We start from the raw sequence: 20658 nt of genomic DNA, 5'->3' as shown, positions 1-20658 counted from the left end.
ATTATGGTTAATGACCCGTTGAGGGCTTTGGGGCTCGCGTCGCCTCACGGGCCGGGGCGTGCTAAGCAGGCCGGCAACGGGCCAACGCCACTCCTCCCTGGATCAAAACATGCCGAGCTCGAAACCGCTGATGACCCCATCGTCCGGCCCCATCCCGACAAGCGTCGAATCCGCGCTCCGCACGCTGGAGACCGAGAGCGGCGGCATCAACGCGCTCGCCGCCGCCCTGCGCGGCCCGCTGGGCCAAGCGTTTGCCAAGGCGGTCGACCTGATCCGCAACGCCAAAGGCCGCGTCATCGTCACCGGCCTTGGCAAGTCCGGCCACATGGCGCGCAAGATCGCAGCGACCCTGGCGTCGACCGGCACGCCGGCCTTCTTCGTTCACACCGCTGAAGCCGCCCATGGCGATCTCGGCATGATCACCACCGACGACGTCATCATGGCGCTGTCCTGGTCCGGCGAGCAGCCGGAGATGAAGACCCTCGTCAATTATTCGGCGCGGTTCGCGATCCCGATGATCGCGGTGACGTCGAACGCGGCGTCCTCGCTGGGCCAGGCCGCCGATATCGTGATCGAGCTGCCGAAGGCGCGCGAGGCCTGCCCGCACAACCTGGCACCAACCACCTCGACGATGATGCAGGTCGCGATCGGCGATGCCATTGCGATCGCGCTGCTTGAAGGCCGCGGCTTCACCGCGCTGGAATTCGCCCATTTCCATCCGGGCGGCAAGCTGGGCGCGATGCTGAAATTCGTCCGCGACTACATGCGCACCGGTGCGGAGATTCCGGTCAAGCCTCTGGGCACCAAGATGTCGGACGCGGTGATGGAAATGTCCGCCAAGGGGCTTGGCTGCGTCTGCATCGTCAACGACGCGAACGAGGCCGTCGGCATCATCACCGACGGCGATTTGCGCCGTCACATGCGGCCGGATCTTTTGACGGCGTCGGTCGACGACGTCATGACTAGGCAGCCGAAGACGGTGCCACCCTCGATGCTTGCGACCGAGATGATCGAAGTGCTGAACACCCGCAAGATCACGACCTTGGTGGTGACCGAAGCGGACAAGGTGGTCGGCATCGTGCATCTGCACGATTTGTTGCGCGCGGGCGTAGCGTGACGATTCTCCGCACCTGAGACATCGCGAAGCGATCCGGAAGACCCTCACCCTGAGGAGCGCGCCCCTGGCGCGCGTCTCGAAGGGCTAGGCCACCGGCCGGGCCTTCATCCTTCGAGACGCGCGTTCCGCGCTCCTCAGGATGAGGAGCGTAGAGCGCAATGACGGCGGTTTGAGTTACGTTGGAAACCGCGCCGCGTTCTCCTCCAGCGGCAGCTTCAGCCCGTTCGCCAGATACGACACCGTGCGATAGAAGCCGCACAGCAGCATGATCTCCAGAACCTGTGCTTCGTCGTAATACGCCGACAGCGCGGCAAACTCGGCGTCGGTGAAGGTTGCGCTGGTGTGCAACGCGTCCACCGCCGCGATCAGGGCCTGCTCGGCCGGCGACCAGCAGGATGAATTCGCATCGCCCGCGACAGTCGCGCGGACCTCATCCTCGGTGAGCTTCGCCGGCCCGGCAAAAACCGCGACATGCACGCCCCATTCATACTCGCACTGGTTCAGCGCGCAGGTGCGATCGATGACGATCTCGCGCTGGCGCAACGACAGCGGCCCGGGATCGAGCAGTCCCCCGGCGCGAAACTTCTCCCAGGCGCGGGTGTGGCCGGCCATGACCCGGAACAGCACCAGCGGCGGCGCGCCGCGCATGATGCGGTCGAACTGCGCCTGGATCTCCGGGGGATAAGGCGGCGCGAGCGGGGCAATACGCGGAGCTGGGGATGACATGAGCATCTTCCTTGCTACAATTACTGTAGCAATACGCTACATTATCTGTAGCAAGACGCAAGAGGGGCGCGATGGCGAAACAGGCAGCATCAGGGGAGCGCCGCGTGCGTGGCTCCCGCACCGGGCGGCCGATCATGGCGCTGCTCGATCTGCTCGGCCGGCGCTGGAGCCTGCGGATCCTGTGGGAGCTGCGCGAGGATCCCCTCACCTCGCGCGCGCTTCGCACGGCCTGCGACGAGGCCTCGCCCACGGTGCTGCAGGCCCGGCTGACGGAGTTGCGCGAGGCGGGGTTCGTGGAGCTGGGCAAAGGTGGCGGCTACGGCCTGACGCCGCTGGGGCGGGATTTATGCGAGACGTTCATGCCGCTGCACCGGTTTGCGGAGAGGTGGCACAGCAAGAGCCGCGCCTAAGTTCGGCGATGTCGTCCCGACAAACTCGTCATTGCGAGCGAAGCGAAGCAATTCAGACTGTCCCCGTGGAGAGATTCTGGATTGCTTCACTTCGTTCGCAATGACGGCAACTACGCCGCGGCCACCGTCAGATTGGCACCATCCACCTGCACCACCTTCACGCGCGTGCCCGCCGGCGTGTCCGGGCCTGCCACGCGCCATACCGTATCGCCGATACGCATGGTGCCGTTGCCGTCGATGATCGGCTTCTCCAGCGTAAACTCGCGGCCCAAGAGCGCCTCGCTGCGCTTGTTCAGGAAGGGGCTGGCGCTCGCATCCGGCTTCGGCCGGGAGAGCCGGCGCCACACCGGCACGGCAGCGGCTGCGAACACCGCGAACATCACGAGCTGAATTTGCCAGGATATGACAAGTGCGAACGAGATCAGGCCGACCAGAAGCGCGGCGAGCCCGAGCCAGAACAGGAACACGCCCGGCGCGATCACCTCCAGCGCCATCAGGATGAAGCCGAAGATCAGCCAATTCCAGGTGCCGAGCGATACGAACATGTCGGTCATGACACGACCTCTAAAATTGGCACTACCCCTGCTGCGGAGGCACTGCCGGTGGCGTGCCGCCGGTCGGCGGCACCGAGCCGGAGCGGCGAGCGGCGGCTGCCGCAGATACCGCGCTTTCGCCGAACGTCGCCTTGGCGATTTCCCCGATGCCGGCGAGCGAGCCCAGCATGCCCATCGCCTCGACCGGCAGCATGATGACCTTCTGGTTCGGCGACTCCGCGAGTTGCCCGAACGCCTTGATATATTTGTCGGCGATAAAGTAGTTCAACGCCGCGACATCGCCCTTGGCAATGGCCTCGCTGACCATTTGCGTGGCCTTGGCCTCGGCTTCCGCCGAGCGCTCGCGCGCCTCGGCGTCGCGGAAGGCAGCTTCGCGGCGGCCTTCGGCCTGAAGGATCTGGCCCTGCTTGGCGCCCTCGGCACGCAGGATCTCGGACTGGCGCGCACCTTCGGCCTGAAGGATGTCGGCCCGCTTGACGCGCTCGGCCTTCATCTGCCGGCCCATGGCTTCGACGAGGTCGGCGGGCGGCACGATGTCCTTGATCTCGATGCGGTTGACCTTGAGACCCCAGGGCGACACCGCGGCATCGACCACACGCAGCAGGCGCTCGTTGATCTCGTCGCGGTGCGACAGCACCTGGTCGAGATCCATCGACCCCATCACCGAGCGGATGTTGGTCATGGTCAGCACGATGATCGCCTGCTCGAGATTGGCAACCTCGTAGCTCGCCTTGGCGGCGTCGAACACCTGGAAGAACGCGACGCCGTCCACCGTCACGGTGGCGTTGTCCTTGGTGATCACCTCCTGCTCGGGAATGTTGATCACCTGCTCCATCATGTTGATCTTGCGCCCGACGCGATCGAAATACGGGACGATGAGATTGAGCCCGGGGCTCAGCGTCTGGGTGTATTTGCCGAACCGCTCGATGGTCCAGTCATAGCCCTGCGGCACCGTCTTCACGCCGGCAATCAGCGTGACGATGACGAGCAACACCAGAACAATCGCGAAAATATCGAAACCGCTCATATTTCCTCCAAGGCGGGAAAGCCCCTTCCCGCGCTGCCATTGGTCGAGACCGGGACCCTACCGGTTCAGCGGTTGCGAGTAACGTCGGCATCCACGCCATTCTGCACAAGACGCGACGAGAGGGAATGGTCACGATTATGTATTTACGAAGGGCTCTTGAATGCGTCCAGGCGCAGACCTAACGGCAAAAGTTAACGGATTGCGACGCTACTCGATGACGTCGTGTGCAGTTGCGATCAGACCGGCCGGGACCGTGACGCCCAGCGCCTTGGCCGCCTTCAGATTGATGACGAGCTCGAGCTTGGTGGGGTTCTGGACCGGCAGGTCGGCCGGCTGTGCACCCCTGAGGATGCGGTCGATGTAGGCGGCGGCGCGGCGCAGCTGCTCGGCGCTGTCGGTGCTGTAGGACATCAACCCGCCCTCGTCGACGAAGGTGCGGCTCCAGAACATCGCCGGCGCGCGCGCTTGCGCAATGGCCGCCAGCAGATGCGTGCGATTGGCCATGGTGAAGAAGTCGGGCAGCACCAGAAAGCCGCCATCTCTGTCCGAAGCCAACGCGGCAACCGAGGCTGCGTCGTGGACCGGCGCGGGCTCGACCGTCACACCAAGCGTCCGTGCGGCGTCTTCGATAGTGGGCAGCATCAAGGGCGCGAATGGCGCGGTGGCGGGATTATAGACGACGAATACGCGGGACGCTTTTGGCGTGATCTGCGCCAGCATCTCCAGCCATTTGCCCGCCAAGGGACCGTCGTAATCGGTGAAGCCGGTAATGTTACCGCCGGGATGGGCAAGGTTTTGGACAAAACCTTGGCTGACGGGATCGGTGACCACGGCGAACACGATCGGGATTGTCGTGGTGCGCTGGCGCAATTCCTCCACCGAGGGCGTGCCGAGCGCGAGCAGGATATCGGGCTTGAGCGCGATCAGATCGTCGGCAAGCTGCGCGATACGGGCGCGATCGCCGGCGCCGCTGCGCCAGTCGACCCTGAGATTGTCTTGCTCCTTCCAGCCATGCACGGCGAGCGCCTCGGCCAGGCGAGCCTGTCCGATCACGTCGTCAGAGGCGATGACCGAGAGCACGCCGAGCCGGCGCGTCGCATTCGGCTGCTGCGCAAGCGCCGACGGCGGCATCGTGGCGATCACCCCAAGAAGCGCCAGGCATTCGCGGCGGTTCATGGGGCGCCCATCAGATCCAGCCCTGAAGCTCGCGCAGCACCAGCGTGCGGATCACATCCATGCCGGGTTCGCTGTCGTTGAGGCAGGAGATCGCGGAAAACTGCTCGCCACCATTGTGTTTGAAGATCTCGGCATTCTCCTGCGCGATCTCCTCCAGCGTCTCCAGGCAGTCAGCCGAAAAGCCCGGCGTCACCACCGCGATGCGACGCACACCTTCCTTGGCAAGACGTTCCATCGTCTTGTCGGTGTAGGGCTGCAGCCATTCGTCATTGCCGAAGCGCGACTGGAAGGTCAGCAGCAGTTTTGTCTCATCCATGCCGAGCCGTCGGCGCAACGCCTCGGTCGTGGCGATGCAATGGCTCTGATAGGGATCGCCCTTCTCGACATAGGATTTCGGCATGCCGTGGAATGAGGCGACAATCAGCTCGGGCTTGAAAGGCAGTGTCGCCAGATGCCTCTCGATCGAGACGGCGAGCGCCTCGATATAGGCCTCGTCCTCGTAATAGGGCGGCGTCACCCGCAGCGTCGGCTGATTGCGCAGACCGGCGAGCACGCGGAACACCTCGTCACAGACGGTCGCCGAGGTCGAGGCGGAATATTGCGGATAGAGCGGCACGGCAAGGATACGCTCGCAGCCCTTCGCGATCAGCGCATCGATGCCCGCCTTGATCGAGGGATTGCCGTAACGCATCGCCCAGTCCACCACGACATGCGCGCGATCCGACAGCGCGGCGGCGAGCTTGTCGGCTTGCGACCGCGTGATGGTCTTCAGCGGCGACTCGTTCCGCTCGTTGTTCCATATCTTCCGGTAGTCGAGCGCCTTGGTGCGGGGACGGCTGCGCAGGATGATGCCGTTCAGCACCAGCTGCCAGATCAGGCCCTGGTCCTCAATCACGCGGGCGTCCGAGAGAAACTCCTTCAAATAGACCCGCACGCCTGATGCGTCGGCCGTATCGGGCGTGCCGAGATTGACTAGGAGCACGCCGACACGCGGCCGGGCCGGCTGCGCGGCCGGCTTTGCGGTCTGGATGGAGGCAATGGTGGTCATGGTCCCGTGGGTCGCGCGTTGCACCGAGCTTGTCAAGATTGGGCCGGTTTCGCTAGGCTTCGTCGTGCGGGGGGAGACGAAACCATGATGATCGCCGAATGGTGCGTGTTCGGAGCGGTGCTGCTCTATCTGTTGACGCTTGCGGGCGGCAAATTGACGGCAATCCGCCGGTTCGACAACGCCAATCCGCGCGATCCCGCCTTCTTCCAGGATCCGATCCGGGCCCGCGCGCTAGGGGCCCATCAGAACGGCATCGAGACCCTTCCGTTCTTCGCCTTTGCCGTGCTGCTCGCGGAATTCCGGGACGCGCCGCAGCGCCTGATCGACGAGCTCGCGGTGCTGTTCCTGATCGTGCGGATCGCCTATGTGCTGACCTATCTCGGCAACCGCCCGACCCTACGCTCCATCCTCTGGAACATCGGCTTCGCGATCAATCTCGGGATCTTCTTCATGCCGCTGATGAAGCGGTTGCTGCCGGTGTGAGCTACCGTGTCCCGGACGCGGTGCTGCGCTTTTGCGCTGCTCCGCAGAGCCAGAAGGCCACACCCAGCCGTACGGAGGAGATGGGCCCCGGCTCTGCAGCGCATCGTCGAAGGGACGCTGCGCAGCGTCCGGGGCACGAGAGCTCGGCTCAAAAACAGGTCGTCCGCTCGGCGGCGATGTAGCCGAACAAGAGGCCCGACCCGAACAGCAGCACGACGGCGGCGGCCGCGAATTCGATGCCGCGCATGAAGAGCGCGCCACCGCCGTCGCGGGCTCCGCTCAGGCGGCCGGCGATGTCCTTGGCGGAGACGGCAATGACAGCGATGGCCGCGACCGTGATAGCGGTGCCTAATCCCATCAAGAAAGTCGCGGCAATGCCGGCCCAGAACAGGCCTTGCGCCAGCGCGAACACCAGCACCAGGATCGCGCCCGAGCAGGGGCGGATGCCGACGGTCAGGATCGCAGCGAACCCGCGCCGCCAGCCGCCGGGCCCGGCAAGCTCGCTCGGGGTGGGGCCGTGGGAATGGCCGCAATGCTCGTCGTGGACGTGGTCATGGGCGTGGTGATCATGGGCGTGCGCGTGATCGTGGTGATGATGGTCATGGCTGTGAGCATGGTCGTCATGATCATGCGCATCATGATGATGGTGATGGCCGTGATCATGATGGTCATGCGGCAGCCCCGCGATCGCCGGCACCGGCTGCGCCGCCTGAAGCGCGCGAATGAACGTGCCGCCCTTGACCCAGACCAGCCGCAGGCCGAACAGCGCAATCAGGCCATAGCTTGCGATCTCGATCGCGCCTTCCGCCTTGCACATGGTCTTGGCGGTGGCGTTCAGGATCCAGGCCGAAATTCCGACGATCAGGATAGCGACCAGCGACTGCATCAGCGCCGAGGCAAAGGACAGCGCGATGCCGCGCCGCGCGGTCTCGCGATTGGCGACGAGATAGGAGGCGATCACCGCCTTGCCGTGGCCAGGGCCGGCGGCATGGAATATCCCGTACGCAAACGAGATGAAGAGCAGCGTCCACACCGCCGAGCCGTCGGATTTGGCGGCGCGGATGGTCGCCGAGATCTCGCGATAGAATTCCGACTGCTTTGCCAAGAGCCAGCCGATGATGCCGCCGACCGCGGGATCGGCCGACGGCGCCGGGCGCGGCCCGCCAAAGGGGTTCTGCGCGAGGAGATCATGCAGCGCGGCATCAACCGACAGCACGGCGACGAGGATCGCTGCAGCCATGGCAAGCGTGCGCGCGGAACGAAGGATGGAATTCACGGGCAATCCACGGTGATCTTGTTGGCGAACATCAGGCCGTAATTGGAATTGTCGCCGTTCAGGAAGGTCTGCTCGTTGAGCTTCTGCGCGCTCGCCGTGCCGTCATTCGGCCGCTCCAGCTTCATCTGGCAGCCGGAGGGCGCGCCGACCAGCTTGATCGGATCCTTGTCCGCCATCTGGAAGTCGATGAAGAAGGAGCGATCGAACACTTCCAGCACCAATTGCCGGGGCTTGACCGGGGTCTTCAGTGGAAGCGTGAAATGCAGGGTCAGCACCTCGTCCTTGTAGTCGAGGAAGTAGTCGATCGGCTCCAGGAATTTCTCCTTCTTGCCGTCCGCTCGCGCGAACGTGAAATAGGCATATTCCTTCAGCGACTCGATGTTGGTCTGCGCCAGATCCTTCAGCTCTTCGTGGGTATAGGAGCCTTTGGTCTCGCCCTCGACTCCCTGCAAGGCATAGACCGAGAACATGTCGTCAAACGCCCAGGCATGGCGCACGCCGGTAATCGAGCCGTCCGAGGCGTAGAGGAGCTCGCTAGAAGCGGTGATCCAGACATGTGGATGGGCCTGCGCCGCAGCGGTGCCGAACAGCAGCGTCGCGACAAGCAGCAGAAGTCTCGACAATTGGCGCATGGCATCCCTCCCTTAGGCGGCCTTTGCGGCGTCCAGAAGGCCACGGCGGCGGAGCAGCGCGTCGGGCTCCGGCGGCCGTCCACGGAAGGCCTCATAGGCTGTTTCCGGATCGACCGATCCGCCGGTGGAGTAGATGTCGTCGTGCAGGCGCTTTGCGACAACAGGATCGAAGATGTCGCCAGCCTCTTCAAACGCCCCGAAGGCGTCGGCATCCATCACCTCCGACCACATGTAGCTGTAATAGCCGGCAGCGTAATGATCGCCGGAGAAGATATGGCCGAACTGTGTGGGGCGATGACGCATCGAGATTTCCTCGGGCATGCCGATCTTCTCCAGCTCGCGTCTCTCGAAGGCACGGACATCCTGCATGACGGTAGCAGGCTGGGAGTGGAATTCGAGATCGACCAGCGCCGAGGAGACGAACTCGACCGTGGCAAAACCCTGGTTGAATTTTCGCGCGGCAAGGAAGCGCTTGAGCAAATCATCCGGCAGCGGCTCACCGGTCTGGTAATGGCGGGCAAACTTTTGCAGCACCTCGGGCCGCTCCTGCCAGTGCTCGTAGAGCTGGGAGGGCAGCTCGACGAAATCGGTGAACACCGAGGTGCCCGACAGCGACGGGTAGGTCACGTTGGACAGCATGCCGTGCAGGCCGTGGCCGAACTCGTGGAACAGGGTGCGGGCATCGTCGGGCGACAGCAGCGAGGGCTCAGCTCCGGTGCCCTTGGCAAAATTGCAGACATTGATGACGAGCGGCGCGATCTCGCCGTCGAGCTTCTGCTGGTCGCGCAGCGAGGTCATCCAGGCGCCCGAGCGTTTTGACGGCCGGGCGTAGTAGTCGCCATAGAACAGCGCCTTGTGCTTGCCGTCGGGGCCCTTCACCTCCCAGACCCGGACGTCGGGGTGCCAGACCGGCACGTCCTTGCGCTCCTCGAAGGTGACGCCGAACAGGCGCGTGGCGCAGTCGAAGGCGGCGGCGATCATGTGGTCGAGCGTCAGGTAGGGCTTGATCGCGGCGTCGTCGAAATTGGCGCGCTGGAGGCGGAGCTTCTCGGCGTAAAAGCGCCAGTCCCAGGGTGCGAGCTTGAAATTGCCGCCCTCCTCCGTGATCAGCGCCTGCATCTCGTCGCGATCGGCAAGCGCCCGGGCTCGAGCCGGCTTCCAGACCCGCTCGAGCAGGCCGCGCACCGCATCCGGCGTCTTGGCCATGGAATCCTCGAGCCGGTAGGCGGCGAAGGTCGGGTAACCCAAGAGCTTGGCGCTCTCCTCGCGCAGCTTCAAGATCTCGACGATGGTGGTGTTATTATCGTTAGCATTGCCGTTGTCGCCGCGCGCCGTGAAGGCCTTGTAGACCTTCTCGCGCAGGTCGCGCCGAGCCGAGCTCTTCAGGAACGGCTCGGTCGAGGAGCGCGACAGCGTCACGATGGCCTTGCCTTCCATGCCGCGATCTTCTGCCGCGGCCTTGGCAGCGGCCACAAAACTCTCCGGCAGGCCTTGGCGGTCGGCCTCCCCTAGTTCCATGAACCAGTCCTGCTCATCGCCGAGCAGATGATGGCTGAAGCCGGTCGCGAGTTGGGCCAGCCTTTCGTTGATCTCGGCCATGCGCGTCTTGGCCTCGTCGGAGAGGCCGGCGCCGGCGCGGTGGAAGCGGGTGTAGGTGCGCTCCAGCAGGCGGAGCTGCTCCGGGTCGAGGCCGAGATTGGCGCGGTTCTCGTGCAGCTGGGCGATGCGGCCAAACAGCACGGCGTTCATCATGATCGGATTCCAGTGCCGCGCCATCCGCAACGAGACCTCCTTGTCGATCTCCAGGATGGCCGGGTTGGAATGCGCCGAGACCAGATCGTAGAAAACCGCCGCGACCTTGTTCAAAAGTTTGCCGGAGCGCTCCAGCGCCGTGACAGTGTTGGCGAAGTCGGCCGCGGCCGGATCATTGGTGATCGCCGCGATCTCCGCGGAGTGATCGGCAAAGGCCTGCTCGAACGCGGGCAGAAAGTGCTCCGGCTTGATCTCGTCGAAAGGCGGGGTCGCGAACGGCGACACCCAGGCCTTCAGCAGCGGGTTGGTCTCGGAGTCCGTAGTTTGGCGGGGGTCTGACATCGCAAGTCCCGAATTTCGAGCTGGTTTGTTGGGTCCAGCTATAGCACGCGATGGGGCTTTTTTGGGCCATTTGGCCTTGCTCCCGCCCGCCTTTTCGGGGAGATTGCGGCCCTCGAAGCCACGGACCCAAATGCCCATGAACGCGCCCTCCTCGTCCTCCCGTCAGATCGTCTGGCCGAGCGTCATCACCGTCGTCAGCGCCGCCATCCTGATCGGCGCCGAGGTGTTTGGCGCGGCTTTCGCCGGCGGCTGGGCGCTCGCGATCCTGTTCGGGCTCGGCGACCAGGGCGCGCACATCCTTCAGGCCGTGCTGTTCGCACTCGGCGTGCTGGTGATGACCGCCTTCCTCCGCGCAGCCCAGCGCGTCGAGCCGTTCTTCAAGCGCCGCTGACGCATCTCGCGCACGAGAGTCACGCGCTCGACACAGAAAACTTAACGCGCGTTCATCTTCCGCGTCGCTCGCGCAACACTGCGCAAGCGGATGTTAGGCAATTCTCTTCTCAGCCTAAAAAAATTCTTGCGAAGCCGAGTCAAAACTATTATGTGCGGACTTGCCCAATTTCGCACGTGCCTGTGGTCGTGTGTCAGTCGGTAGGTATCCGGACAAGAGGCCGGACAGCCGCCAAGGGGTGAAGAAGCCGAGGGGCTCTTCGGAAGTGCGGAAGTCGAAAGACCAAGGTCTAAAGAAGACTTGGGTCTGAGACTTGGGCAAACCCGGAGCGTCCAGCATCTCTCTCAAGAGATGCCTTGTCGAAGGTGACTTCACTTTTTGCAACCGTGACTGGCAGCCGGAGGCGAACCGGCGCACCCCGCTCTCAACGGGGGACGCGACTTAAAGCAACGACGGATCGGGCTTTTTTGGTCTCTACCGGCAGTCCAACGCCGGCGCGGGCTACTGAAAAGGCTTGTCCTTCATTGCCAGGTGTGCGGGCGGGAAATTCCCAACCAATCCACGGCAGCACAGTCTGGTTTGAGTCTCGTGGCTTCGTCGCGCCTCCATCGCGCGGTCTGGCCTGAGCGCTCATATCCGACGCAATTTTTTGAACGGATCCCCGTCGCTGGGCCGTTTGGGAGAGTGCTATGACCGAACGTATTCAGGAATTCCTGCGCAACCGCCGCAGCGAGGGCCGGGACACCGAGCCTTGCCTCGTGGTCGACCTCGAGGTCGTGCGCGACAATTATCAGACCTTCGCCAAGGCGCTGCCCGACAGCCGCGTGTTCTATGCCGTCAAGGCGAACCCGGCGCCGGAAGTGCTGGCGCTGCTCGCGTCCATGGGCTCCTGCTTCGACACCGCGACGGTCGCCGAGATCGAGATGGCGCTGGCTGCGGGTGCGACGCCCGACCGCATCTCCTTCGGCAACACGATCAAGAAGGAGCGCGACATCGCGCGCGCCTTCGCGCTCGGCATCCGGCTTTTTGCCGTGGACTGCGTCCCCGAGGTCGAGAAGGTCGCCCGTGCCGCTCCCGGCGCGAAGGTGTTCTGCCGCATCCTCTATGACTGCGCCGGCGCCGAGTGGCCGCTGTCGCGCAAGTTCGGCTGCGACCCGGAAATGGCCGTCGAGGTGCTCGACGTCGCCAAGCGCCTGGGCCTGGAGCCGTGCGGCATCTCCTTCCATGTCGGCTCGCAGCAGCGCAAGGTGAAGGCGTGGGACCGTGCGCTGGCGATGGCCTCGCAGGTGTTCCGTGACTGCGCCGAGCGCGGCATCAACCTGACCATGGTCAACATGGGTGGTGGCTTCCCGACCAAGTACCTGAAGGACGTGCCGCCGGTCGTCACCTACGGCCGCTCGATCTTCCGCGCGCTGCGCAAGCACTTCGGCAACCAGATTCCGGAGACCATCATCGAGCCGGGCCGCGGCATGGTGGGCAACGCCGGCATCATCGAATCCGAGGTCGTGCTCATCTCGAAGAAGAGCGACGAGGACGAGGTGCGCTGGGTCTATCTCGACATCGGCAAGTTCGGCGGTCTCGCCGAGACCATGGACGAGTCGATCCGCTACGCCATCCGCACCCCGCATGACGGTGCGGACATGACGCCGTGCGTGCTTGCGGGTCCGACCTGCGACAGCGCCGACGTGCTGTACGAGAAGAGCCCGTATCCGCTTCCCGTCACGCTGGAGATCGGCGACAAGCTGCTGATCGAAGGCACCGGGGCCTATACGTCGACCTACTCGGCGGTGGCGTTCAACGGCATCCCGCCGCTGAAGACCTACCACATCTAAGCAGCCTCTCTTTCGAGGCGCCTGACGAACCCGGGAGCCGGCTTGCCGGCTCCTCCCTCACATTTCGATTTCTGACGACGTCTTGAACCGGCGTGCCGTGCGCACGTCAGCTCAAGCGGGGACTGACGCGCCATGACTGCTTTTCGGAAGCCACAAGTCGCCCTCACTTCGAAAGCCGCTCCGTTCGCGATCCGTGCGGAACGTGCTGTCGACGTCGCCGCCCGTGAAGCGCTGCTAGATGCCTGCTTTGGCGAGAACCGCCATGGCCGCACCTGCCAGCGCCTGCGCGACGGACGTGCACCAGCCACAGGCCTTGCCCTGTCGGCCGTGCGCGAGAGGACACTCGTGGGAACCGTGCGGCTGTGGCACGTCAGCGCCGGAGGCAGGCCCGCTCTGGTCCTCGGACCGTTGGCGGTGGACCCTGCCTGCCGCGAGCTCGGGATCGGCGCCGCGCTGATGCAACAAGCGCTGGCCGCCGCCCGGGCGCGCGGGCATGCCGCCGTGATCCTGCTCGGCGATGCCCCCTATTACGCCCGGTTCGGCTTCTCGCCTGAGAAGACCGGCGCACTGGTGCTGCCCGGCCCGTTCGAGCGCGACCGCCTACTGGCGATCGAATTCCACGCCGGCGCGCTGGATGGCGCCGAGGGGATGATCGTCCCGACCGGCGCCGCTCTGGCCAAACGGAGGGTCCTTCGCACCCTCCAAGCGCACGCGGCCTAAGGGATTGCCATGATGGCGACGACCGAGGCCGCGTTGAGCGGCAATGCCCGGCCGCGCCCGCGCAAAGCTCACTTCCTTTGGGGTTGCACGGGCCCCAGAAACGCCCTTTAACCCACGAAAATCCCCTTCAGCCGAGGCCGAATCCATGACCCGTCGCCTGATTTCCACCGGCTCCCCTTTCGAGAAGACCGCCGGCTACAGCCGCGCCGTGATCGACGGCGAGTTCGCCTTCGTCGCGGGAACCACCGGCTACGATTACACCACGATGACCATGCCGGCCGATGTCACGAGCCAGTCACGCAACTGCTTCAAGACCATCGAAGCCGCCCTGAAGGAAGGTGGTTTCGAGATGGCCGACATCGTCCGCGTGACCTACTACCTCACCGATATCGGGGATGCCGATGCCCATTTCGCCGTCTGCGGCGAAGTCCTCGGCGATATCCGGCCGGCAGCAACGCTCGTCGCCGTCTCGGCCCTCTACAAGCCCGAGATGAAGGTCGAGATCGAAGCGACCGCCAAGCGCCGCAGCGCCTGAGCCACCCCTCACCTTTTGTCCGCCAGCACGTTCCGGAGAAACCATCCCATGAGCCCTCCCTCGCAGATCTACGCGAAGATCACCGGTCCCATCGTCATGGTCGGCTTCGGCTCCATCGGCAAAGGCACGTTGCCGATGATCGAGCGGCATCTCGACTACGACAAGTCGCGCGTCACCGTGATCGATCCCAAGGACGAGGGCCGCAAGGCGCATTGCGAGAAGCAGAATGTGCGCTTCATCCAGAAGGCCGTGACCAGGGATAATTACCGCGAATTGCTGACCCCGCTGCTCACGGAAGGCGGCGGCCAGGGCTTTTGCGTCAACCTGTCGGTCGACACCGGCTCGACCGACATCATGGAGCTCTGCAATGAGCTCGGCGCGCTCTATATCGATACCGTCAACGAGCCCTGGCTCGGCTTCTATTTTGATTCCTCGAAGGGCCCGGAAGCGCGCTCCAACTACGCCCTGCGCGAAGTGACGCTGGCCGCCAAGAAGGCGCGCCCGGCGGGCTCGACCACGGCCGTCTCCTGCTGTGGCGCCAATCCCGGCATGGTCTCATTTTTCGTCAAGCAGGCGCTGCTCAATGTCGCCACCGATCTGAAGCTCAATGCTCCCAAGCCGAAGACCAAGGCCGAATGGGCGGATCTGATGCGGCAGGCCGGCATCAAGGGCATCCACATTGCCGAACGCGACACCCAGCGCTCCAAGACTCCGAAGGAGCCGGATGTCTTCGTCAACACCTGGTCGGTGGAAGGTTTCCTGTCGGAAGGCGTGCAGCCGTCCGAGCTGGGTTGGGGCACCCACGAAAAGTGGATGCCCGAGAATGCGCGGACCCACGAAGCCGGCTGCGGCGCCGCCATCTATCTGATGCAGCCCGGCGCCAACACGCGCGTGCGCACCTGGTGCCCGACCCGCGGCGCGCAATATGGCTTCCTCGTCACCCACAACGAGTCGATCTCGATCTCGGATTACTTCACGGTGCGTGATGCATCGGGCAAGGCGGTCTACCGGCCGACCTGCCACTATGCCTATCACCCGGCCGACGATGCCGTGCTGTCGCTGCATGAAATGTTCGGCCGCGCCGCGAAGATGCAGGAAAAGCACCACATCCTCGATGAGAACGAGATCGTCGACGGCATCGACGAGCTGGGCGTGCTGCTGTTCGGCCACGACAACAACGCCTATTGGTACGGCTCGCAGCTCTCGATCGAAGAGACCCGCAAGCTCGCGCCCTATCAGAACGCGACCGGCCTGCAGGTGACCTCCGCCGTGCTCGGCGGTATGGTGTGGGCTCTGGAGAACCCGAACGAAGGCATCGTCGAAGCCGACGAGATGGATTTCGATCGCCTGCTGGAAATCCAGCTGCCGTATCTCGGCCCGGTGAAGGGTTTCTACACCGACTGGACGCCGCTGACGGATCGTCCGGGACTATTTCCGGAAGACATCGATACGAGCGACCCCTGGCAGTTCCGGAATATCCTGGTGCGGTAACCCGTCATTCCGGGGCGATCCGTAGTGTCGAGCCCGGAATCCATCGGGCGGCAATCCATGCGGGTCAATGGATTCCGGGCTCGCGCTTTGCGCGCCCCGGAATGACAGAGACCTCCTACTTCTCCTTGATCGGCGGCGCGACCTTCTCGGCCGGAGCCGGGGGCAATGCGGGCTTCGCCGCGCCCTGCGTCTGCGAGTCGGGGCGCGCGGGTTCGGGCGCCGGTGTGGTCGGGCGCTCACCCCCGGGCTTGGCTTCCGCGGGCGTCTTGCCCTGATCGTCGGACGGCGCGCCCTGCAGTGGCTGCGTTGCCTGCGCCAGCTCCATCCGGCTATCGGCGCGGATTTGCACGAGCGACATCACTGACACCGCGACACCCGCTGCGAACAGCGAACAGGCGATCATCAGGTCGAGCTTCAGTCTGCGCTTGTCATCTTGGCCGGGCATGTCGATCACCGCCTTTGTCCGGGGGATCAACGAGTTTGCCTCATTGCGGTTCCGCCGCAGGAAAAGCGGGAACCGCAGGCTCGCGCGCCAAAACGCCGCGCTCAGTCCGTGGTGCTGACTTCCCAAGTGGCATGGCGGACGCCCGGCAGGTGCTGGAGGTCGGTCGCCACCGCGTTCAGCTCATTCGGATCGACCGCGGTCGCCACCAGCCTTGCGACGATCTCGATCAGGTCGTCGCCGGTCTCGACCACACCGATATCGGCCACTGTATATTTCGCGCCTTCGAGCTTGTCGACCAGCCGGTCGCGCATGTCGGGCAAGGCGTCCGGCGCGACCGCCAGCTTAAAGTAGTAGGTCGCCTCCGACGCCCTCTCGTTCAACGGGATGCGGTTGATGGCATTGACCAGCGGTCGCAGCAGCGTGTTGCCGGCAATGACGAACACGGTCAGCGCGGCGGCTTGGGCAACCATATCGGCACCGGCACAGGAGCCGACCGCGGCAGAGGCCCACAGCGTCGCCGCGGTGTTGAGGCCGCGCACGTCCATGCCCTGCTTCATGATGACGCCGGCACCGAGGAAGCCGATGCCGGAGACGACATAGGCGATCACCCGGACCGCTCCGTCGGCGCCGTCCAGATGCATGGCGAGATCGACGAAGGCGGAAGCCCCGACCGCGACCAGCACATTGGTGCGGAGGCCCGCGGTGCGCTGCCGATATTGCCGCTCGGCGCCGATCAACGTGCCGAGCACGAAGGCCGTGAACAGGCTGACCAGCGTATCGGCGAAATCAGCGAACTGGAAGGTGGTCAGGAACCGCATGATTCCCTATACGGCCGGAACGATGACAGATCAAAGCTCGAGCAGGCCGCCGTCCCCATTTTCGTCGGCGAAGGCCAGCAGCGTGCCCTTGGCGTTCCAGGCGAGCCCGGCCACCGGCGGTGTGCCGTTGCGACGGACCAGGATCTCCGCACCATCCTCCATCCGCACCATCAGCACGGTGCCGTCGCTGTAGCCGGCGGCGAGGATGTCGTTCTTCGGGTGGCAGGCCACCACCGCCACGCGCGCCTGGAGCGGCGCGAGCATCGCAGGCTCCTTGCCCATCGGGCCGTCCTTGCTGGCGAACGGCCATATGATGACGGTGTCGGCACCCGACGTAGCCAACCCCTTGCCACCCGCGCTCCAGGACACCGAGCGGACGCGGCCGGGATAGCCGGTCATGCGCATGTGGCGGTTGTCGGCAAGTCGCCAGCCATGCAGCGCCGCTTCATGCATCGTGGTGACCAGGAATTTGTTGTCCGGACTGAAGGTGACGCCGAGATGCGAACCCGCCCAGGGCAGGAATTCGGCCGATCCTTCCATGTTCGGAAACCACAGTGTCGCGCCGTTGTAATGCGCGATCGCGAGCCGGAGGCCCTTCGGCGCAAACGCAAGACCGCCGACAGTCGAGGGCACCTCAAGCGACTTCTCCTCGGCCTTGCCGCTCTTGACGGTCGCCGTCTTGCCGGCCGACCAGGCGTAGGCACCATCCGGATGCAGCGCCACCGCATCGATCCAGCGCCGCTTCGGATCGGTGGCGAGCAGCGTCACGTCGCCCTTGGCGTCGAGCGAGACGACCTTGCCGTCGTCGCCGCCCATCAAGAGGCGCTTGCCGTCGGTGGCGGTCGAGAGAATGCCGCCGCTGTGAACGGCGACGGTGCTGACCTCGCCCTGGCTGTCTACGAACGCAACGTTCTCCTCACCACCAACGAAGACGGCGCGGGGGCCGAGGAAATGCACCGAGGTCACGCCCATGCCGAGCGTAACAGGTTTGACGCGATCGGTGACGGAGACGATCGAGGCGGAATCGGGCGCCGGCGTAAACTCTTTCATCACGAAACGATGCAGCTCTCAAAACCCTCGCGAATGGCCTTTTCCGGCAATTCGCGGCCGATGAAGACGAGGCGACTCTCACGCGGCTCGCTGTCCTTCCATTTCCGCTGGTGGTTGCCCTCCAGCATCATGTGGACGCCCTGGAACACGTAGCGGTCGTCGTCGTCGTGGAAGGCGAGGATGCCCTTGGAGCGGAGGATCTTGCCGCCCTCGACCTGCACCAGGTTCTGGAGCCAGGGCATGAACACGTTGGGATCGAGCGGCTTGTCGGTCTTGAGCGACAGCGACTGCATGTCCTCGTCGTGATAGTGCTTCAGGCCGTGGCCGTGATCATGATGGTGATGATGGTCGTGGCCGTGATGGTGGTCGTGATCATGGTCGTCGGCCTCCAGGAAAGCGGGCTCGATGTCGAGGATGCGGTCGAGGTCGAAGGCGCCGCGGTCGAGCACGTCGGCCAACGCCACCGAGCAGCGCTCGGTGCGGTGCAGCTTGGCATAGGGGTTGATGGCGCGGATGCGGGCCTCGACCTCGGCGAGCTCTCCCTTGGTGACGAGATCGGTCTTGTTCAGCACGATGACGTCGGCGAAGGCGATCTGGTTCTTGGCCTCGGGCGCGTCCTTGAGCCGGTCGGACAGCCATTTGGCGTCGGCAACTGTGACGACCGCGTCGAGGCGCGCGTTCTTCTGCACGTCCTCGTCGACGAAGAAGGTCTGGGCGACCGGCGCCGGATCGGCAAGGCCGGTGGTCTCGACGATGATGGCGTCGAACTTGCCCTTGCGCTTCATCAACCCGTCCATGATGCGAACTAGGTCGCCACGCACGGTGCAGCAGATGCAGCCATTGTTCATCTCGAACACTTCCTCATCGGCGCCGATGATGAGGTCGTTGTCGATGCCGATCTCGCCGAATTCGTTGACGATGACGGCGTATTTCTTGCCGTGATTTTCCGACAGGATGCGGTTCAACAGCGTGGTCTTGCCGGCACCGAGATAGCCGGTCAGGACGGTCACGGGAATTTTTGGGGAGGTCACTTCAGACATCACAACTCCGACTTCGGGCTTTCCGCGCGACGCACGGCGGGTGGTCCCTGTCCTAGTGGTCAAGCGCGCTGGTCAGCGCCTTTATATTGTGCCTGACCATGTCAATGTAAGTGGGTGCAGGCCCCTTTTCGCCGGTCAAACCGTCCGAAATCAGGGTCCCGCCGACCTTGGCCCCGGTCTCCGCGGCAATCCGCCGGATCAGGCGGTCATCGCTGATATTTTCCAGAAATACCGCCGGGATCCTCTGGGCCTTGATCTGGTCGATGATGGCCGCGATGTCCCTCGCGCTGGGCTCGGTTTCGGTGGAGACGCCCTGAGGGGCCACGAACTGGACGCCATATTCGGCGGCGAAATAGCCGAAAGCATCGTGGGTCGAAATCACCTTGCGCCGCTCCGCCGGGATTTTGGCGACAGCCTCGCGGACCTCGCGATCCAGAGCTTCGAGCTTTTCCAGATAGGCTTTTGCCTGGGTGCGGAAGAGCTCCGCGTCGTCGGGGTCGGCCGCGGCCAGCGCGTTGGCGATATCAGTCACATAGACCTTGGCATTGGGCACGGACTGCCAGGCATGGGGGTCTGCGGCCGAGCCGAGCTTCAGGGGCGCGATGCCGGCGCTTGCGGTCACGATTGTCGCCTTGCTGCCGGAGGATTGAACCAGCCGCGGCAGCCAGCCCTCGAGCCCGAGACCGTTGACGATCACGAGTTGCGCATCCGCGACCCGCTTCGCATCGGCGGGTGCCGGCGTATAGACATGGACGTCGCTATCGGGGCCGACCAGCGTCGTGACGTTGACGCGGTCGCCCCCAACGTTGCGGACGAAATCGCCGAGGATCGAGAAGCTGGCCACGACGCTGAGCCGCTCCGCCGCATGCATGGGCGAGGCAATCGACAAGAATACACAAAGCAGGATACGCCGCATCGCCGTCACGCTTCCAGATGTCGGCCGGGAAACAGCTGCCTGACGACGCCGCCGACACGGCCGAAAAGCACTGAGGCGATGTAGAACACCGCCGCGATGAGAATGATTGCAGGGCCCGACGGCACGCGGGTCTGGAACGACAGCACGAGGCCAGCATAGCCCGAGATGGCGGCAGCGACGACCGCGATGCAGATCATGGCGGTGAGATCGCGCGACCAGAACCGCGCTATGCCGGCCGGCAGGATCATCAGGCCCACCGCAAGCAACGTGCCGAGCGCCTGAAAGCCATTGACGAGGTTGATGACGACAAGGGCGAGGAAAGCGAGATGCGCGGGGCCGCCGGCGCGGCTGACCGTGCGCAGGAATAGTGGATCGACGCTCTCGATCACCAGCGGGCGAAAGATCACGGCGAGCACCAGCAGCGTGACCGTGGCGTTGAAGGCGACCACCAGCAGCGTCTGATCGTCCATCGCGAGGATGTTGCCGAACAGCACGTGCAGCAGGTCTATATTGGTGCCCTTGATCGAGACAATGGTGACGCCCAACGCCAGCGAGGCCAGATAGAAAGTCGCAAGCGACGCGTCCTCCTTCAACCCGGTCGAGCGGGCGACTACGCCGGCAAGGATTGCGACGGCAAAGCCGGCGATCAGCCCGCCGGCGGTCATCGCGAACAAATTGAGGCCGGAGAGCAGGAAGCCGACTGCGGCGCCCGGCAGGATCGCGTGCGCCATGGCATCGCCAACGAGGCTCATCCGCCGCAGCATCAGGAACACGCCGATCGGCGCGCCCGCCAGCGACAGCGCGATCACCGCGGCAAGCGCTCGCCGCATGAACTCGAATTCGGTGAACGGACCGATCAGCGCGTCATAGACCATCT

General features: G+C 64.5%; 22 protein-coding genes. 8 read left to right on the top strand and 14 right to left on the bottom strand.

What is annotated here, in order from left to right; genetic code table 11:
• The first annotated feature begins 109 nt into the window (after positions 1-109).
• Positions 110-1117 (top strand): KpsF/GutQ family sugar-phosphate isomerase, encoded by a 1008-nt coding sequence (locus tag ACP2YP_RS05635; RefSeq protein WP_426422859.1) that lies wholly within the window; start codon positions 110-112, stop codon positions 1115-1117.
• A 174-nt stretch (positions 1118-1291) separates the two neighbouring features.
• Here ACP2YP_RS05635 and ACP2YP_RS05630 read toward each other — a convergent pair whose 3' ends face one another.
• Positions 1292-1843 carry a carboxymuconolactone decarboxylase family protein gene (locus tag ACP2YP_RS05630; RefSeq protein ID WP_426422858.1) on the bottom strand — a complete coding sequence of 184 codons (552 nt, stop codon included), beginning with the start codon at positions 1841-1843 and terminating at the stop codon, positions 1292-1294.
• A gap of 71 nt (positions 1844-1914) precedes the next feature.
• Here ACP2YP_RS05630 and ACP2YP_RS05625 point away from each other — a divergent pair, with 71 nt between their 5' ends.
• Complete coding sequence (locus ACP2YP_RS05625; protein WP_426422856.1) at positions 1915-2253, top strand: winged helix-turn-helix transcriptional regulator; 339 nt, start codon at positions 1915-1917, stop codon at positions 2251-2253.
• A gap of 110 nt (positions 2254-2363) precedes the next feature.
• Here the strand turns inward: ACP2YP_RS05625 and ACP2YP_RS05620 are convergent, their stop codons facing one another.
• The 4 genes from ACP2YP_RS05620 to hemH form a co-directional block, all read right to left on the bottom strand.
• A complete protein-coding gene (locus ACP2YP_RS05620; RefSeq protein WP_426422855.1) occupies positions 2364-2807 on the bottom strand; it encodes an NfeD family protein in 444 nt (147 codons plus the stop codon).
• 22 nt (positions 2808-2829) lie between these two features.
• Positions 2830-3834 (bottom strand): SPFH domain-containing protein, encoded by a 1005-nt coding sequence (locus ACP2YP_RS05615; RefSeq protein ID WP_426422854.1) that lies wholly within the window; start codon positions 3832-3834, stop codon positions 2830-2832.
• A gap of 207 nt (positions 3835-4041) precedes the next feature.
• Positions 4042-5010 (bottom strand): ABC transporter substrate-binding protein, encoded by a 969-nt coding sequence (locus ACP2YP_RS05610; protein ID WP_426422852.1) that lies wholly within the window; start codon positions 5008-5010, stop codon positions 4042-4044.
• A gap of 10 nt (positions 5011-5020) precedes the next feature.
• On the bottom strand, positions 5021-6058 hold the full coding sequence (gene hemH, locus ACP2YP_RS05605; RefSeq protein WP_426422850.1) for a ferrochelatase: 1038 nt from the start codon (positions 6056-6058) through the stop codon (positions 5021-5023).
• 84 nt (positions 6059-6142) lie between these two features.
• Between hemH and ACP2YP_RS05600 the strand changes: the two genes are divergently transcribed.
• On the top strand, positions 6143-6541 hold the full coding sequence (locus ACP2YP_RS05600; RefSeq protein WP_426422848.1) for an MAPEG family protein: 399 nt from the start codon (positions 6143-6145) through the stop codon (positions 6539-6541).
• Between the two features lie 148 nt (positions 6542-6689).
• Here the strand turns inward: ACP2YP_RS05600 and ACP2YP_RS05595 are convergent, their stop codons facing one another.
• The 3 genes from ACP2YP_RS05595 to ACP2YP_RS05585 are packed head-to-tail and all read right to left on the bottom strand — an operon-like array spanning position 6690 to position 10543.
• On the bottom strand, positions 6690-7781 hold the full coding sequence (locus ACP2YP_RS05595) for a nickel/cobalt transporter (RefSeq protein ID WP_426426051.1): 1092 nt from the start codon (positions 7779-7781) through the stop codon (positions 6690-6692).
• A 32-nt stretch (positions 7782-7813) separates the two neighbouring features.
• Positions 7814-8449 carry a DUF1007 family protein gene (locus ACP2YP_RS05590; RefSeq protein ID WP_426422847.1) on the bottom strand — a complete coding sequence of 212 codons (636 nt, stop codon included), beginning with the start codon at positions 8447-8449 and terminating at the stop codon, positions 7814-7816.
• A gap of 12 nt (positions 8450-8461) precedes the next feature.
• Positions 8462-10543, bottom strand: a complete 2082-nt coding sequence (locus ACP2YP_RS05585; RefSeq protein ID WP_426422845.1) for a M3 family metallopeptidase — start codon at positions 10541-10543, stop codon at positions 8462-8464.
• 136 nt (positions 10544-10679) lie between these two features.
• On the opposite strand from ACP2YP_RS05585, the gene ACP2YP_RS05580 reads away from it, so the two are divergent.
• The 5 genes from ACP2YP_RS05580 (at position 10680) to ACP2YP_RS05560 (ending at position 15512) form a co-directional block, all read left to right on the top strand.
• Positions 10680-10934: a hypothetical protein gene (locus tag ACP2YP_RS05580; RefSeq protein ID WP_027530541.1), complete on the top strand. Its 255-nt coding sequence runs from the start codon at positions 10680-10682 to the stop codon at positions 10932-10934.
• A 689-nt stretch (positions 10935-11623) separates the two neighbouring features.
• Positions 11624-12766, top strand: a complete 1143-nt coding sequence (locus ACP2YP_RS05575; RefSeq protein WP_426411351.1) for a type III PLP-dependent enzyme — start codon at positions 11624-11626, stop codon at positions 12764-12766.
• Positions 12767-12898: 132 nt separating this feature from the next.
• Entirely contained in the window at positions 12899-13486 is a 588-nt protein-coding gene (locus ACP2YP_RS05570; RefSeq protein ID WP_426422844.1) for a GNAT family N-acetyltransferase, read from the top strand.
• Positions 13487-13631: 145 nt separating this feature from the next.
• Positions 13632-14021, top strand: a complete 390-nt coding sequence (locus tag ACP2YP_RS05565) for a RidA family protein (protein WP_426422842.1) — start codon at positions 13632-13634, stop codon at positions 14019-14021.
• A 48-nt stretch (positions 14022-14069) separates the two neighbouring features.
• Positions 14070-15512 (top strand): homospermidine synthase, encoded by a 1443-nt coding sequence (locus ACP2YP_RS05560; protein WP_426422841.1) that lies wholly within the window; start codon positions 14070-14072, stop codon positions 15510-15512.
• Between the two features lie 115 nt (positions 15513-15627).
• Here ACP2YP_RS05560 and ACP2YP_RS05555 read toward each other — a convergent pair whose 3' ends face one another.
• From ACP2YP_RS05555 to ACP2YP_RS05530, 6 genes are all read right to left on the bottom strand, one after another.
• The gene (locus tag ACP2YP_RS05555) at positions 15628-15957 is read right to left on the bottom strand and encodes a hypothetical protein (RefSeq protein ID WP_426422840.1); all 330 of its coding nucleotides are present in this window, start codon (positions 15955-15957) and stop codon (positions 15628-15630) included.
• A 101-nt stretch (positions 15958-16058) separates the two neighbouring features.
• Positions 16059-16775 carry an MgtC/SapB family protein gene (locus tag ACP2YP_RS05550; RefSeq protein WP_426422838.1) on the bottom strand — a complete coding sequence of 239 codons (717 nt, stop codon included), beginning with the start codon at positions 16773-16775 and terminating at the stop codon, positions 16059-16061.
• A gap of 30 nt (positions 16776-16805) precedes the next feature.
• On the bottom strand, positions 16806-17825 hold the full coding sequence (locus tag ACP2YP_RS05545) for a WD40 repeat domain-containing protein (protein ID WP_426422836.1): 1020 nt from the start codon (positions 17823-17825) through the stop codon (positions 16806-16808).
• The gene (locus ACP2YP_RS05540; protein WP_426422834.1) at positions 17825-18865 is read right to left on the bottom strand and encodes a CobW family GTP-binding protein; all 1041 of its coding nucleotides are present in this window, start codon (positions 18863-18865) and stop codon (positions 17825-17827) included. Before ACP2YP_RS05540 ends, ACP2YP_RS05545 begins: the two co-directional genes overlap by 1 nt.
• 52 nt (positions 18866-18917) lie before the next feature.
• A complete protein-coding gene (locus ACP2YP_RS05535) occupies positions 18918-19781 on the bottom strand; it encodes a metal ABC transporter solute-binding protein, Zn/Mn family (RefSeq protein ID WP_426422833.1) in 864 nt (287 codons plus the stop codon).
• 5 nt (positions 19782-19786) lie between these two features.
• Positions 19787-20656 (bottom strand): metal ABC transporter permease, encoded by an 870-nt coding sequence (locus ACP2YP_RS05530; protein WP_426422831.1) that lies wholly within the window; start codon positions 20654-20656, stop codon positions 19787-19789.
• Positions 20657-20658 lie beyond the last annotated feature (2 nt).

The sequence above is a fragment of the Bradyrhizobium genosp. A genome (genome assembly GCF_049949275.1).
Classification (GTDB): Bacteria; Pseudomonadota; Alphaproteobacteria; order Rhizobiales; family Xanthobacteraceae; genus Bradyrhizobium.
This window is presented reverse-complemented; position numbering and strand designations above follow the sequence as displayed.